This window comes from Bifidobacterium thermophilum, from assembly GCF_002846655.1.
Taxonomy (GTDB): Bacteria; Actinomycetota; Actinomycetes; order Actinomycetales; family Bifidobacteriaceae; genus Bifidobacterium; species Bifidobacterium thermophilum.
The window spans coordinates 387,859-401,592 of record NZ_PCGX01000010.1 but is presented as its reverse complement, the minus strand read 5'-3'; the positions used below and the strand labels follow the sequence as shown (position 1 = coordinate 401,592).

Genomic DNA, 13,734 nt, shown 5'->3' with positions numbered 1-13,734 from the left:
TGTATGCCGGCAGGCCACCGTTGTATGTGCGGCGTGGTGGCGTGTTGCGTTTGGGCAGGGGAGGCGATATACTTATCGACTGTTGTGTTCCCAAGGGGTCCTTCAAAGCGCTTTCCCACTCGCCATCGAGGACTTTCAGGGAGCCCACGATAAGAAAACCGGGTCGTTTCGCGCTTGCGGGCGGTTAGGTTTGGAACACAATATGAGAAAAGGTACAATCGTGAAGACTTTCACACCGAAGCCAGATGATCTGACTCATGAGTGGTACGTCGTCGACGCCACAGACGTGGTGCTCGGCCGTCTCGCGACGCAGGTCGCTCTCCTGCTGCGCGGCAAGAACAAGCCGACGTACGCGCCGCATGCCGATTCCGGCAATCATGTCATCGTCATCAACGCCGCGAAGGTGGCGCTGACTGGTAACAAGCTCGACAAGGTGCTGTACTCGCACTCCGGCCGTCCTGGTGGCCTGCGTCGCGACAAGTACGCCGACCTGCTCGAGCGCAAGCCGGAGCGTATCATCACTGCCGCCGTCCGTGGCATGCTGCCGAAGAACCGTCTTGCGAAGGTGCAGCTCAACCGTCTGCACGTCTTCGCCGGTGAAGAGCATCCGCACACCCCGCAGAAACCGCAGGTCTTCGAGATCGCGCAGGTTTCTCAGCAGGCCAAGTGAACCGAAGGGAGATAAAGAAACATGGCTGAAAACACCAACGACTCCGCGGTTCTCGAGACCGAAGAGGAGCTCACCTCGTACACCACCGAAACCAACGCCGGCGCTGGTACCGGTACGTCCCAGATTGCACCTTGCTACGGCACTGGCCGCCGCAAGGAAGCCGTCGCCCGTGTCCGTCTGGTTCCGGGTACTGGCAAGTGGACGATCAACGGCCACACGCTCGAGGAGTATTTCCCGTCGAAGCTGCTGCAGCGTGAGGTGAATTCCCCGATCGTGCTGCTCAAGCTTGAGGGCAAGTTCGACGCCATCGTCCTCGTGGACGGCGGCGGCACCACCGGCCAGGCCGGTGCTATCCGCCTCGGTGTCGCCCGCGCCCTGAACGCGGTCGATCGTGACGCGAACCGTATCGCGCTGAAGAAGGCCGGCTTCCTGACTCGCGACTCCCGTGTCGTCGAGCGCAAGAAGGCTGGTCTGCACAAGGCACGTCGCGCTCCGCAGTTCTCCAAGCGTTAAGTTTGTTTGTGCGCGCTATTGCGCGTTGCAGATGCCGGTATCCCGAAAGGGTGCCGGCATTTGTCGTATCACCGCTGTGCTGGCTTGAGGCGTCGCCGCAACATGAATTTGCTGCGCCGCCGTTTTTTCCCCCAACCGGTTCGGTCAGTCTGCCTGATTTTTCGGCTTGATTTGCTGCATGAGCGTGATGCTGTACTCTGGCACCATCCACGACTCCTGCTCTGGCTTAGCGTCGTCATGATTGTCATGATGCTGCGTCGCCGACTTGGCGGTATTGCGCAAGGCTGTGCCAGGTGATGCCACATTGCCGGTCGTATCGACATCAGCATCGGCGTCAGCATCACCTGCGACGCCTGTCTGCGCGTTTGTGCCGGCAGGAACGCCTTGATGCGGGGCACGGAGCTGTTCGGTTGCCTCGGATTGCGCAATGACGCTAGGAACGGGTGGCGTCATCGCCGACGTCGAGTCATGCGGCGTGTTCTGTGCCTGTGCGATGACGTCGCTCAGGGGGTAGCGCGTCAGGTGCATCGCCATCCAATTCATGTCAGGCGAGTGCTGGGCCACACTGACTTTGGTGCCTGGGGCGGGCTCGATGCCTTCGGCTTGGGCCGAACTCCACACAGTCTGCCATGAGCTGTCGGCTGGCAGACGGAAGCCACAATCGCCGGCATCACCGTTGATGATGATGAGCAAATCTGCAGAATTGTGGGCGATCAAACGCATGGTGAACCGGCGTGCCGTTGGGTTTGACCAGTCACTGTCCACGGGTGTGGTGCCGTCAGGTAGGAACCATTGCACGCGGTTGGACTGCTTGAACAGCCCGATTTGTGTAAGACGCGTGTAGAAATCTTCGGTATGGAACAGCGAGAGGGATTTGCGTGCGGAAATCAGCCGCGACACAGATTCGAAAATCCGCAGCTGACTGTTCTTGCCGGTCGAGTCCATCCAATCCCATTGCAGCCATGTGATGTCGTTGTCTTGGCAGTAGGCGTTGTTGTTGCCTTGCTGGCTGTTGCCGAACTCGTCACCGGCTTGGAGCATCGGCGTGCCCAGCGACAGCAGCAACGTGCCGAGAAGATTGAGCGTGGCCCGTTCGCGGTGCTGGTTGATGGCGGGGTCGTCGGACGGTCCTTCGTGCCCGAAGTTGACTGAATAGTTCACATTCGACCCGTCGTTGTTGTCTTCGCCGTTGTCCTCGTTGTGTTTGCGGGCGTAGGCGGTCAGGTCGGCGGTGGTGAAGCCGTCATGACAGGAAATGAAGTTGATCGACGACGGAGCGCCGCGTCCTGGCTCGGTGGCGAAGAGGTCTGCGGAACCGCACAACCGGGTGGCCATCTCCTGCATGCCGGTTTCCCCGTTGCCCGGCCGGTCGACCGGATCGGTCAACCAGAATTGCCTGACCGAGTTGCGGAAGGCATCGTTCCACTCGCCGAAGGGCATACCGAACTGGCCGGTGCGCCACCCTTGATAGCCGACATCCCAAGGTTCCATGATGAGTTTCAGGTTGCCCAGCAGCATGTCGCTGCGCAAGGCGTACAGGAAGGGGTGATGCTTGGTGAAGTTGCCGTCGAGACGCGCAAGCGAGGCGGCCAGGTCGAAGCGGAAGCCGTCGACGCCGATCCGTTTGGCCCAGTACCGCAGGCTGTCGATGGCGAAGGTCACGACATGCGTGTTGGAAAAGTCAAGCGTGTTGCCGCAGCCGGTGGTGTCTTCCAACCGACTGGGATTGTTGCGCTGGTGCCGGTAGTAGGACAGCTCGTCCAGCCCCCGCCAGCATACGGTCGGCCCGTCGGTACTGCCTTCGCATGTGTGGTTGTAGACCACGTCCATGATGACTTCGAATCCGGCCTCGTGCAGGGCTCGGACCATGTCGATGACTTCCTGGCGAACCGCGCGCGGGCCTGAACGTTGTGCGGCCTGCGTGGCGTAGGACGGCTCCGGCGCGAAGTATCCGAGCGTCGAATACCCCCAATAGTTGTGCCGTCCGCGTTGCTGGAGAAACAGCTCATCCTGTTTGGCTTGGATTGGCAGCAGCTCAATCGAGGTGACGCCGAGCGTCTGCAAGTAGGACAGGGTAGCGGGGTGGGCGAGCCCTGCATATGTCCCGCGCAATTCCGGAGGCAGCCACGGCGCGTTCGCTGTGAAGCCTTTGACATGCAGCTCGTAGATGACGGTTTTGCTCCACGGCACGTGGGGGTGGGAGGGCTCGCCTTCGTGCTTGGTGGTGTCTCGGTCGTCGATGGCGACGGATACCGGCATGCTGCCGAGGGAGTCAAGTGTGCTCATGTTGCCGTCGGGGGATCCGTGGACGACCCCGTTGTCGACGGTGCACTCGTAGGAGAATGCGGAGGCATCGAGTTTCATGGTCCCGTCAATGCCTTTGCCATAAGGGTCAAGCAGGATTTTATGCGGGTTGAAGCGCACGTCGTGTGTTGGATTCCATTGCCCGTCCACGCGATAGGCGTAGCGCATGCCGTCCCAAGCCTTGGGCAGGTGGACATACCACAGGCCGTAGTTCGGACCGCTCATTGCGAACAGGGTTTCGCGCACGTACATGGATTCGATGATGCGCGAGCAGATGGGGAAGAGCCGCACTTCTTGCGTCCATGGGATGGGGGACCCCTTGAACAGGCGAACTGCTTCGTTGTAGAAGGCGGAAGGGCGGTCAAGCGGTTCGTAGACGCACAACCAGATACGGTCGGCTGTTTCTGATCTGACGACGGCATCCGCCCCGCCATCGTCGGTGAAGTAGAGACCTGGCCGTGTGGCGTAACGGTGCAATGGCGGATTTTTCATGGTGCCATTGTAAGGTCTGCGTAGCCTGTTTGCGCAAACATCGCACACGATATGGTCACATGTGGGGGTATTTGCCGCATTGTCGAGCGAAACTCACAGAATCGAACAAAAACCGTTCAGCTGATACCATGAGATGCTCGCCGATTCTCATGAAACGCTCAACACCACGCAAGCCGGAGAACGTACCGGTTATCCGCTACATTGTGATGAAGGTCACACATTCCGGTGACGAGCCGCCGACAGGCGGCGACCCCTTTTGCAGTACAGGCTCGAGGAGGACCAATTGGCAGAAGCAAAGAAAACAGAGGCTACCAAGCCAAGCCCCGAAGAGAAGCTGATCGCGGCTCAGGCCGAGGTCGACGAGCTGGTCAAGAAGGCCCAGGTTGCCCTGAAGGAGTTTGAGAAGCTTGATCAGAAGCAGGTCGATCACATCGTCGCGAAGGCTTCCGTCGCAGCGCTGAACAAGCATCTGCAGCTGGCGAAGATGGCCGTGGACGAGACCGGCCGTGGTCTTGTGGAGGACAAGGCGACCAAGAACATCTTCGCGTGCGAGCACGTTACCCACTATCTGGCGGGGCAGAAGACCGTCGGCATCATCCGTTCCGACGATGTCCTCGGTATTGATGAAATCGCCGAGCCGGTCGGTGTGGTCGCGGGTGTTACCCCGGTCACCAACCCGACTTCGACCGCGATCTTCAAGTCCTTGATTGCGCTCAAGACCCGGTGCCCGATTGTCTTTGGCTTCCATCCGTTCGCGCAGAAGTGCTCGGTGGCGGCAGCCAAGATCGTGCGCGACGCGGCCATCGCAGCAGGTGCCCCTGAGAACTGTATCCAGTGGATTGAGCATCCGTCCATCGAGGCGACTGGTGCCCTCATGCGCCACGACGGCGTCGCCACGATTCTCGCGACCGGCGGCCCGGGCATGGTCAAGGCCGCGTACACCTCCGGCAAGCCGGCACTCGGCGTCGGCCCGGGCAATGCTCCGGCGTACGTCGATGCCGATGTCGACATCGAGCGTGCAGCCAACGACCTCATCCTCTCCAAGCATTTCGATTACGGTATGATCTGCGCCACCGAGCAAGCGATCATTGCCCATAAGGACGTCTACGACCCGCTGGTCAAGGAACTCAAGCGTCGCAAGGCCTACTTCGTGAACCCCGACGAGAAAGCCAAGCTTGAGCAGTACATGTTCGGCTGCACCGCCTATTCCGGTGGTTCCCCGAAGCTCAACTCCGTCGTGCCGGGCAAGTCCCCGCAGTATATCGCCCATGAGGCTGGCTTCGAAGTGCCCGCCGACGTGACCATCCTTGCCGCCGAATGCAAGGAAGTCGGCGAGATGGAGCCGCTTACTCTCGAAAAGCTCTGCCCGGTGCAGGCCGTACTCAAGGCCGACAACAAGGAGCAGGCTTTCGAGATGTGCGAAGAGATGCTCAAGCATGGCGCCGGCCACACCGCCGCCATCCACACCAACAACCAGGATCTGGCCCGTGAATTCGGTCTGCGCATGCATGCTTGCCGTATCATCTGGAACTCCCCGAGCTCGCTCGGCGGTATCGGCGATATCTACAACTCCATCGCCCCGTCCCTGACTCTGGGCTGCGGCTCCTACGGCGGCAACTCGGTGTCCGGCAACGTCCAAGCCGTCAACCTCATCAACATCAAGCGCATCGCACGGAGGAACAACAACATGCAGTGGTTCAAGGTGCCGCCGAAGACCTATTTCGAGCCGAACGCGATCCGTTATCTGCGCGACATGTACAACCTCAACCGCGCGGTCATCGTGTGCGACAAGGTCATGGAGCAGCTCGGCGTGGTCGACAAGATCATCGACCAGCTGCGCGCCCGCCAGAACCGTGTCACCTTCCGCATCATCGACTACGTCGAGCCGGAACCGTCGGTTGAGACCGTCGAGCGCGGCGCCTCCATGATGCGTGACGAGTTCAAGCCCGACACCATTATCGCCGTTGGCGGTGGCTCCGCGATGGACGCCGCGAAGGTCATGTGGCTCATGTACGAGCACCCGGAGATCGCCTTCTCCGATGTTCGCGAGAAGTTCTTCGATATCCGTAAGCGCGCGTTCAAGATTCCGCCGCTCGGCGAGAAGGCAAAGCTCGTGTGCATCCCGACCTCTTCCGGCACCGGTTCGGAAGTCACTCCGTACGCCGTCATCACCGACCACAAGACCGGCTACAAGTACCCGATCACCGATTACGCGCTGACCCCGTCCGTGGCCATCGTCGACCCAGTGCTCGCGCGCACCCAGCCGCGTCGCCTGGCCTGCGATTCCGGCATGGACGCCCTGACCCACGCAATCGAGGCCTACGTGTCCGTGTACTCCAACGACTTCACCGACGCCATGGCGCTGCACGCCATCAAGATCATCTGGGACAACCTGTCCGAGTCCGTCAACGGTGAAGCCGGCCTTGAGAAGACCGCTGCGCAGGAGCATATGCACAACGCCGCCACCATGGCCGGCATGGCCTTCGGCTCCGGCTTCCTCGGCATGTGCCACAGCATGGCGCACACCATCGGTGCGCTGTGCCACGTGGTCCACGGCCACACGAACGCCATCCTGCTGCCGTATGTCATCCGCTACAACGGCCAGGTCCCGTCCGAACCGACCAGCTGGCCGAAGTACAACAAGTACGTGGCCCCGCAGCGCTACCAGGAGATCGCCCGTCTGATCGGCATCGATCCGGGCAAGACCCCTGAGGAAGGTGTGGAGAACCTCGCCCGTGCCATCGAGGACTACCGAGACAACAAGCTCGGTATGGACGCCAGCTTCAAGGCCTGCGGTGTTGACGAGGATACGTATTGGTCGCTTATCGACCGCATCGGCATGCGCGCCTATGAGGACCAGTGCACGCCGGCGAACCCGCGTATCCCGCTCATCGAGGATATGGAGGACATCGCCATCGCCGCATACTATGGCGTCTCGCAGGCTGAGGGCCACAAGATGCGCGTCGATCGTCTCGGTGTCGCAGCCACCGAGGAGGCTTCCGAGCGCGTGAAGTGATGCCCCGCGGGGCAGGTCCCCGCCCGGCATGGATCACCTGAATCCTAACCATTGCGCCGTCGTACCCAGTCGGGTATGGCGGCGCAACTCATTTCGGGGGCATGACTGGCTGCGGCCGGCCGGCATCAGCATCTGCTGGCATCAGCTTCTGTCGGCATCTGTCGGAGATGATATGGGTGGCACGGCATCGCTTGTCGTACCATCAGCCTTGCGTAATCGCGTGTTATCATACCTGCTTGTGACAGCCATTGAACAACAACCGACAGCTTCCCGTCGCCGTGCGAAACGCGGCAATTATGCCCCCAGCCGCGCCAGACGTGAACAGATAGCCTCATCCGTACTGCAGATTGTCGACCAATCCGGGTATGGCGACGTGACCGTCATCCGAATTTCCAAGGAAACCGGGATACCGCAGTCAAGCGTCCTCTACCATTTTCCTACCAAGGACCACCTGCTGGTCGGTGCGATGGAATACGCCGATTCGCTTGACGGCAAAGAGTACAACCTGGAAAGCGCATGGCCCGAGCTGGGCGAGGACATGCTCGACAAGCTCATCAGGATGCGGCTTTCGCGACGCAACCGGCTGTTGCTCATGACCTACCTTCGCGGGTTGGCCACGCAGCCGGACAATCCGGCGAGCAAGTACCTGGCGACCAAGGATATGCGCACCGTCGATCATTGGACGAAACTGTGCACGCAGTTGCAGCATCAAGGCGTGATGCACCAAGCCTTGGACGCCAAACGCACCGCGATGCAGGTTCTTGCGCTCTGGCAGGGTTTGGTGCAGGCGTATCTGCGTGACGATTCCCTTGATGCCGACACGATGCATGATCTGTTCATGGATGGCATGCGCCATCTGACGTGCAGGAACTGGCAGGAGTTCCTCACCTATCTTTCACGCCCGGACGTCGGTATCTAGGTTCGCTCCGGACGCTATGACAGCAGCCGGTACGAGAAATCGTGGATCTGGCGGAACACCGCCTCGCTTTCTTCGAGCCACGACATGCAGACGCTGTAGACATGGCCGAGCGGTTTGCCGGGCCGTGCTTTCACGTCGTGGAGTTCGAACTCCTGATGCGCGCGTGATAGCTCCGTCGCAAGGGCCAGGCTTTCATACTCGATGAAATCGTCGCTGCTGGTCGCCAGATACATGGGCGGTATCACGCTGTTGCGGACCAAGTTGGTGCTGAAGCGGTAGTCGGGGTCGACCTGCGACAGCCGCTTGAAGAAGTGGGGGCCGATAACTGACACGACGTCGTCGGGGCGTTCGTTGCGCGATTGTGCGTCCGTGGCTCCCGGTGTGAACGGCGAAAGATCGAAGACTCCCGAAACCGCAGCGACACCACGGATGTGCAGACCCGATGGGGTGACGCCGTATGCTGCGGCTGTTGCGGGGTCGCTTTGCAAGGCAGCCTGATAAAAGGCGAGTGCACCGCCGGCGGAATCGCCGGTGAGGAACACGTGATTAAGGTCGATTGGGTAGGCATCTCCATGTCCGGCAATCCAGGCGAGGCCCGCGGCGATATCGCGCAACTGTCCAAGGAAATCGGTCTGCGGCGCGGGGCGGTAGTTGAGCGAAAACACCGCGAAACCGTGTTGTGCGAGCGTTACGTTGAAATTGCGGTTGAGCTCCTTATACCCGTATACGAATCCGCCGCCGTGGATATCAACGTAGACAGGCAGCGTGCGGCCTTGGCGGATAACGGCGTCATGGGGTAGATACAAATCGAGCAGATGCCCGCGGATCGTGTCGTCGAGATAGGGGATGTCGGTAATCATATCGATGTCATCGGGCACTGACCAGTACCGTGAGCGTGGCAGATCGCTTCTCGCGAACGCGAGGCGGGTGTCGCGGATGGCCTGCACAGCGTGCTCGTCGTATCCGCAATCGGCGAGGTCGGCGTCGAATTCGGTCCAGCTCGCGGAACGCGGATTGCCGAAATCAAACTGTGGGGTGGCGCCGAGCGCCGACTCATATCTCAGATGTGCCATATCTGCCTCGATTCTCCAACGCCGTCGTCGTTGTGCGGTGGTGCGTAGCCGTATGGTCCAGTCTAGTCTTTCGTTGGACGGACAGGCGGATTGCGCGTTGCGCCACACCGTGGTGGCGGACGGCAGCTTGATGTCCTATACTCAGGTGGGCTCTTGTGATGGATGAGATGAGTGGTGTCAGCGCCCGGGGCGGAGTCCCGGAACTGCGACACGCCGCAGAAATCTTATACATGGCACGTGCTTTAATAATCAAGTTGCCTGTTTTAGGCTCGCATATTGGAATCAAAAAAGCGAGCGCGGCGTCGGCGGCTCCGAGTGGGTCGCTGTCTGGCTGCGCACTGATGTGGTTACGACCGGGGTGTTATGCCTTGGGTCAAGCTCGCCGGTGCCCTGCGACAGGTTGGTAAACAGTAAACGAATCGCTAGAAAGGGCGGACGGCAATGGCGGGACAGAAAATCCGCATCAGGCTTAAGTCCTATGACCATGAGGTCATCGACCAATCGGCGAAGAAAATCGTCGAGACGGTGACGAACGCGGGTGCCACTGTGGTGGGCCCGGTTCCTCTGCCGACCGAGAAGAACGTATTCTGTGTTATCCGTTCTCCTCACAAGTACAAGGATTCTCGCGAGCATTTCGAGATGCGTACTCATAAGCGTCTCATCGACATCGTGGACCCGACCCCGAAGGCCGTGGACTCCCTGATGCACATTGATCTGCCTGCGGATGTCAACATCGAGATCAAGCTGTAAGGGAGGAGGGAACCGCTATGTCACAGAACAAGAATCGCACTGCACTGCTCGGCCGCAAGCTCGGCATGTCGCAGGTCTGGGATGAGAACGGCTTCTTCGTTCCCGTCACCCTGGTCGACGTGTCCACCAACGTGGTCACCGCAGTCAAGACCGAGGAAACCGACGGCTATAAGGCTGTCCAGCTCGGTTACGGCCAGATCGATCCGACGAAGGTGACCAAGCCGCTCGCTGGTCATTTCGCCAAGGCCGGTGTCACCCCGCGTCGTCACCTCGCAGAGGTGCGCACGGAGAACGCCGAGGAGTACAAGCCCGGTCAGGAACTGACCGCCGAGCTGTTCTCCGAAGGTACGCTGGTGGACGTCACCGGCACCACCAAGGGCAAGGGCTTCGCCGGTACAATCAAGCGCTGGGGCTTCAAGTCCTATCGTCGTACTCACGGCTCTCATAAGAACGAGCGTCGCCCCGGTTCAGTCGGTGCATGCGCTACTCCGAGCCGTATTCTCAAGGGCAAGCGCATGGCCGGCCGTATGGGTCATGAGACCAACACCGTGCTCAGCCTTACCATCGTCTCCTCCGATGTCGAGAACGGCATCCTCGCCATCAAGGGCGCCATCCCGGGGCCCAAGGGCGGCATCGTTCTCGTCCGTTCGGCAGTGAAGGGAGCCTGAAACCATGGCAAACGTTACTCTGAACGTCCTTGACGTCAAGGGACAGGCCGCTGGCACCGTCGAGGCGCCGGCTGAGATCTTCGGCATTTCCGCTGAAGACGTCCACGCCCACATCCCGCTGATCCACCAGGTGGTCATCGCACAGCTTGCCGCTGCCCGTCAGGGCACCCATGCGGTGAAGAACCGTGCGAAGGTCTCCGGCGGCGGCAAGAAGCCGTGGAAGCAGAAGGGCACCGGCCGTGCACGCCAGGGCTCCATCCGTGCTCCGCAGTGGTACCACGGTGGTGTTGTCCACGGGCCGGTTCCGCGTGACTACAGCCAGCGCACCCCGAAGAAGATGAAGGCTGCAGCTCTGCGCTACATCCTCTCCGATCGCGCCAACGCCGGTCATATCGGTGTCATCGATTTCGGTGGCATTGAGACCCCGTCCACGAAGACCGCTGTTACCGCGCTGAACGCCGTGAGCTCCAACGAGTTCACCACCGTGGTGTTCTCCCGCGACAACATCAACGAGTGGCTGTCGGTGCGCAACATCCCGACCGTGCACCCGATCTTCGCGGATCAGCTCAACACGTACGACGTGGTCACCGCCAAGTATGTCGTCTTCTCGAAGGAAGGCTTCGACGCCTTCGTTGCAGCGAAGACGAAGTCGGCCACGAAGGAGGCCTGATCCACATGGTCGCTATTCACAAGCCAGCACACGACATCATCCTCAAGCCTGTTGTCTCTGAGAAGAGCTACGCCGAGTCCGATCGCGGCCGCTACACCTTCGTTGTGGCGCCGAACGCGAACAAGGTGCAGATCAAGCAGGCCATCGAAGAGATCTTCAATGTCAAGGTGACGAATGTCAACACCCTCAACCGCGCGGGCAAGCGCAAGCGCACTCGCACCGGTTTCGGTCAGCGTGTCAATCAGAAGCGCGCGATCGTGACCGTGGCCGAGGGCCAGACGATCGACATCTTCGGTAACTGAAGGCTAGCCGAGAAAGTCAAAGGAAGAACTACATTATGGCTATCCGCGTTTATAAGCCGACGACTGCAGGCCGTCGCAACGCGTCCGTGTCGGATTTCTCCGACGTCACGCGCTCCACGCCTGAGAAGTCGCTGGTTCGCAAGCTCACCAAGACCGGCGGTCGTAACTCTTATGGCCGTATGACCTCCCGCCATCGTGGCGGCGGCCACAAGCGCCAGTACCGTCTCATCGACTTCAAGCGTTGGGACAAGGACGGCGTGCCGGCGAAGGTCGCTCACATCGAGTACGACCCGAACCGTTCGGCCCGCATCGCACTGCTGCACTATGCAGATGGTGAGAAGCGCTACATCATCGCTCCGGAAGGCGTCAAGCAGGGCGACATCATTGAGACCGGCGAACAGGCCGATATCAAGCCCGGCAACAACCTGCCGCTGCGCAACATCCCGACCGGTACCATCGTGCACGCCATCGAGCTCCGCCCGCTGGGCGGCGCGAAGATTGCGCGTTCCGCCGGTGCTGCCGTTCAGCTCGTCGCTAAGGATGGCGCTTACGCCCAGCTGCGTATGCCGTCCGGCGAAATCCGCAACGTCGACGCTCGCTGCCGCGCGACCGTCGGTGAGGTCGGCAACGCCGATCACGCCAACGTCCAGCTCGGTAAGGCAGGTCGCGCCCGCTGGATGGGCAAGCGCCCGATCACTCGTGGTGAGTCCATGAACCCGGTCGACCACCCGCACGGCGGTCGTACTCGTGGTGGCAAGCCGCCAGTGTCTCCGTGGGGCAAGGGCGAAGTTCGTACTCGCCGTCCGAAGAAGGCTTCGAACAAGATGATTGTTCGTCGTCGTCCGAATGGTAAGAACCGCAAGTAAGGGAGTGTCGAGTAGATGACTCGTAGCATCAAGAAGGGCCCATTCGTCGACGCCCACTTGCAGAAGAAAGTCGACGAGCAGAACGAGAAGGGCACGCACAACGTCATCAAGACGTGGTCGCGCCGTTCGATGATCACCCCGGACTTCATCGGCCACACCTTCGCCGTCCATGACGGCCGGAAGCATGTGCCGGTGTTCGTTACCGAGGCAATGGTTGGCCACAAGCTCGGCGAGTTCGCCCCGACCAAGACCTTCAAAGGTCATGTGAAGGACGACAAGAAGGCACGCCGCTAAAGAGGAGACAAGACACATGGAAGCTAAAGCAATCGCTCGTCACGTCCGCGTGACGCCGCGCAAGGCTCGCCGCATGGTCGACCTCATCCGAGGCAAGCGTGCGACCGACGCCATTACCATTCTCAAGTTCGCTCCTCAGTCCGCCGCACTGCCCGTGCGTAAGACTCTGGAGAGCGCTATCGCCAACGCTCGCGTGAAGGCCGACAAGGCCGGCGAGCCGTTCCGCGAGAACGACCTGTTCATCAAGGAGACCTATGTGGACGAAGGCGTGACGCTCAAGCGTTTCCGCGCTCGTGCCCAGGGCCGTGCCGCTCGCATCAACAAGCGCACCAGCCACATCACGGTCGTTGTCGCTAGCAAGGAAGGAGCCCGCTAAAGATGGGTCAGAAGATCAATCCCTTTGGCTATCGCCTGGGTATCACTGAGAACCATCGTTCCAAGTGGTTCTCCGATTCCAACAAGGTTGGCGAGCGTTACCGTGACTTCGTGCTGGAGGATGACAAGATCCGCAAGGCGCTGAGCAAGGATCTCGAGCGTGCGGGCGTGTCCCGTATCGTCATCGAGCGTACCCGTGACCGTGTGCGTGTGGACATCCACACCGCCCGCCCGGGCATCGTGATTGGCCGCCGTGGTGCTGAGGCTGAGCGCGTTCGCGCCAAGCTCGAGAAGCTCACCGGCAAGCAGGTCCAGCTCAACATCTTCGAAGTGAAGAACGCAGCTCTTGACGCTCAGCTCGTTGCCCAGAGCATCGCTGAGCAGCTGACCAACCGCGTCACCTTCCGCCGTGCCATGCGCAAGGCGGAGCAGGACGCGATGCGTGCCGGCGCAAAGGGTATCCGTATCAAGCTCTCCGGCCGTCTCGGCGGTGCGGAAATGAGCCGTTCCGAGTTCTATCGCGAGGGTCGCGTTCCGCTGCAGACTCTCCGCGCCCTTATCGATTACGGCTTCTTTGAAGCCCGCACCACTTACGGCCGTATCGGCGTGAAGGTGTGGATCTACAAGGGCGATATGACTGAGACTCAGTTCGAAGAGCAGCAGGCTCAGCAGAACAACAGCCGTCCGGGTCGTCGTGGCGATCGTCGCCCGCGCCGTGGCGGTCAGCGTTCCGCTCAGACCAAGCCCGCGACCGAAGCCGCTCAGGCGGCCCCGGCTGCAGCCGAAGCTGAGGCTCCTGCCGCAACGGAAACGAAGGAGTGA

The 13,734-nt window shown here is 60.6% G+C and carries 14 protein-coding genes; 12 read left to right on the top strand and 2 right to left on the bottom strand.

The genetic code is table 11. The features are described 5' to 3' along the window. Positions 1-220: 220 nt before the first annotated feature. Both rplM and rpsI read left to right on the top strand, forming a co-directional pair. Positions 221-670, top strand: coding sequence for a 50S ribosomal protein L13 (rplM, locus tag CQR48_RS07185; protein ID WP_015450978.1), 450 nt, complete (start codon positions 221-223; stop codon positions 668-670). Positions 671-691: 21 nt separating this feature from the next. Then, positions 692-1,183: a 30S ribosomal protein S9 gene (rpsI, locus tag CQR48_RS07180; protein ID WP_015450977.1), complete on the top strand. Its 492-nt coding sequence runs from the start codon at positions 692-694 to the stop codon at positions 1,181-1,183. 144 nt (positions 1,184-1,327) lie between these two features. Here rpsI and glgX read toward each other — a convergent pair whose 3' ends face one another. Further along, the gene (gene glgX, locus CQR48_RS07175; protein WP_101452457.1) at positions 1,328-3,979 is read right to left on the bottom strand and encodes a glycogen debranching protein GlgX; all 2,652 of its coding nucleotides are present in this window, start codon (positions 3,977-3,979) and stop codon (positions 1,328-1,330) included. A 283-nt stretch (positions 3,980-4,262) separates the two neighbouring features. Here glgX and adhE point away from each other — a divergent pair, with 283 nt between their 5' ends. Further along, positions 4,263-6,995, top strand: coding sequence for a bifunctional acetaldehyde-CoA/alcohol dehydrogenase (gene adhE / locus CQR48_RS07170; RefSeq protein ID WP_015450975.1), 2,733 nt, complete (start codon positions 4,263-4,265; stop codon positions 6,993-6,995). Positions 6,996-7,233: 238 nt separating this feature from the next. Continuing rightward, complete coding sequence (locus CQR48_RS07165) at positions 7,234-7,914, top strand: TetR/AcrR family transcriptional regulator (protein ID WP_180334582.1); 681 nt, start codon at positions 7,234-7,236, stop codon at positions 7,912-7,914. A 14-nt stretch (positions 7,915-7,928) separates the two neighbouring features. Here the strand turns inward: CQR48_RS07165 and CQR48_RS07160 are convergent, their stop codons facing one another. Further along, positions 7,929-8,987, bottom strand: a complete 1,059-nt coding sequence (locus CQR48_RS07160) for an alpha/beta hydrolase (protein ID WP_015450973.1) — start codon at positions 8,985-8,987, stop codon at positions 7,929-7,931. A 441-nt stretch (positions 8,988-9,428) separates the two neighbouring features. Here CQR48_RS07160 and rpsJ point away from each other — a divergent pair, with 441 nt between their 5' ends. Genes rpsJ through rpsC form a run of 8 tightly spaced genes read left to right on the top strand, consistent with a single transcriptional unit; the run spans position 9,429 to position 13,734 of the window. Beyond that, complete coding sequence (gene rpsJ, locus CQR48_RS07155; protein WP_003827292.1) at positions 9,429-9,737, top strand: 30S ribosomal protein S10; 309 nt, start codon at positions 9,429-9,431, stop codon at positions 9,735-9,737. A 17-nt stretch (positions 9,738-9,754) separates the two neighbouring features. Beyond that, positions 9,755-10,405, top strand: coding sequence for a 50S ribosomal protein L3 (rplC, locus tag CQR48_RS07150; RefSeq protein ID WP_015450972.1), 651 nt, complete (start codon positions 9,755-9,757; stop codon positions 10,403-10,405). Positions 10,406-10,409: 4 nt separating this feature from the next. Then, positions 10,410-11,075 (top strand): 50S ribosomal protein L4, encoded by a 666-nt coding sequence (gene rplD / locus CQR48_RS07145; RefSeq protein ID WP_101452455.1) that lies wholly within the window; start codon positions 10,410-10,412, stop codon positions 11,073-11,075. 5 nt (positions 11,076-11,080) lie between these two features. Further along, a complete protein-coding gene (gene rplW, locus CQR48_RS07140) occupies positions 11,081-11,377 on the top strand; it encodes a 50S ribosomal protein L23 (protein ID WP_015450970.1) in 297 nt (98 codons plus the stop codon). A 35-nt stretch (positions 11,378-11,412) separates the two neighbouring features. Next, positions 11,413-12,243, top strand: a complete 831-nt coding sequence (gene rplB, locus CQR48_RS07135) for a 50S ribosomal protein L2 (RefSeq protein WP_015450969.1) — start codon at positions 11,413-11,415, stop codon at positions 12,241-12,243. Between the two features lie 15 nt (positions 12,244-12,258). Then, positions 12,259-12,537 (top strand): 30S ribosomal protein S19, encoded by a 279-nt coding sequence (rpsS, locus tag CQR48_RS07130; protein ID WP_015450968.1) that lies wholly within the window; start codon positions 12,259-12,261, stop codon positions 12,535-12,537. Between the two features lie 16 nt (positions 12,538-12,553). After that, positions 12,554-12,913 (top strand): 50S ribosomal protein L22, encoded by a 360-nt coding sequence (gene rplV / locus CQR48_RS07125; protein ID WP_015450967.1) that lies wholly within the window; start codon positions 12,554-12,556, stop codon positions 12,911-12,913. 2 nt (positions 12,914-12,915) lie between these two features. After that, positions 12,916-13,734, top strand: coding sequence for a 30S ribosomal protein S3 (gene rpsC / locus CQR48_RS07120; protein ID WP_015450966.1), 819 nt, complete (start codon positions 12,916-12,918; stop codon positions 13,732-13,734).

Coding starts and splice junctions, on each gene's coding strand:
- glgX (WP_101452457.1), bottom strand. CDS start 3,979: ATGAAAAATCCGCCATTGCACCGTTACGCCACACGGCCAGGTCTCTAC.
- rpsJ (WP_003827292.1), top strand. CDS start 9,429: ATGGCGGGACAGAAAATCCGCATCAGGCTTAAGTCCTATGACCATGAG.
- rplW (WP_015450970.1), top strand. CDS start 11,081: ATGGTCGCTATTCACAAGCCAGCACACGACATCATCCTCAAGCCTGTT.
- rplD (WP_101452455.1), top strand. CDS start 10,410: ATGGCAAACGTTACTCTGAACGTCCTTGACGTCAAGGGACAGGCCGCT.
- rplV (WP_015450967.1), top strand. CDS start 12,554: ATGGAAGCTAAAGCAATCGCTCGTCACGTCCGCGTGACGCCGCGCAAG.
- rpsI (WP_015450977.1), top strand. CDS start 692: ATGGCTGAAAACACCAACGACTCCGCGGTTCTCGAGACCGAAGAGGAG.
- rpsC (WP_015450966.1), top strand. CDS start 12,916: ATGGGTCAGAAGATCAATCCCTTTGGCTATCGCCTGGGTATCACTGAG.
- rpsS (WP_015450968.1), top strand. CDS start 12,259: ATGACTCGTAGCATCAAGAAGGGCCCATTCGTCGACGCCCACTTGCAG.
- rplC (WP_015450972.1), top strand. CDS start 9,755: ATGTCACAGAACAAGAATCGCACTGCACTGCTCGGCCGCAAGCTCGGC.
- CQR48_RS07160 (WP_015450973.1), bottom strand. CDS start 8,987: ATGGCACATCTGAGATATGAGTCGGCGCTCGGCGCCACCCCACAGTTT.
- rplB (WP_015450969.1), top strand. CDS start 11,413: ATGGCTATCCGCGTTTATAAGCCGACGACTGCAGGCCGTCGCAACGCG.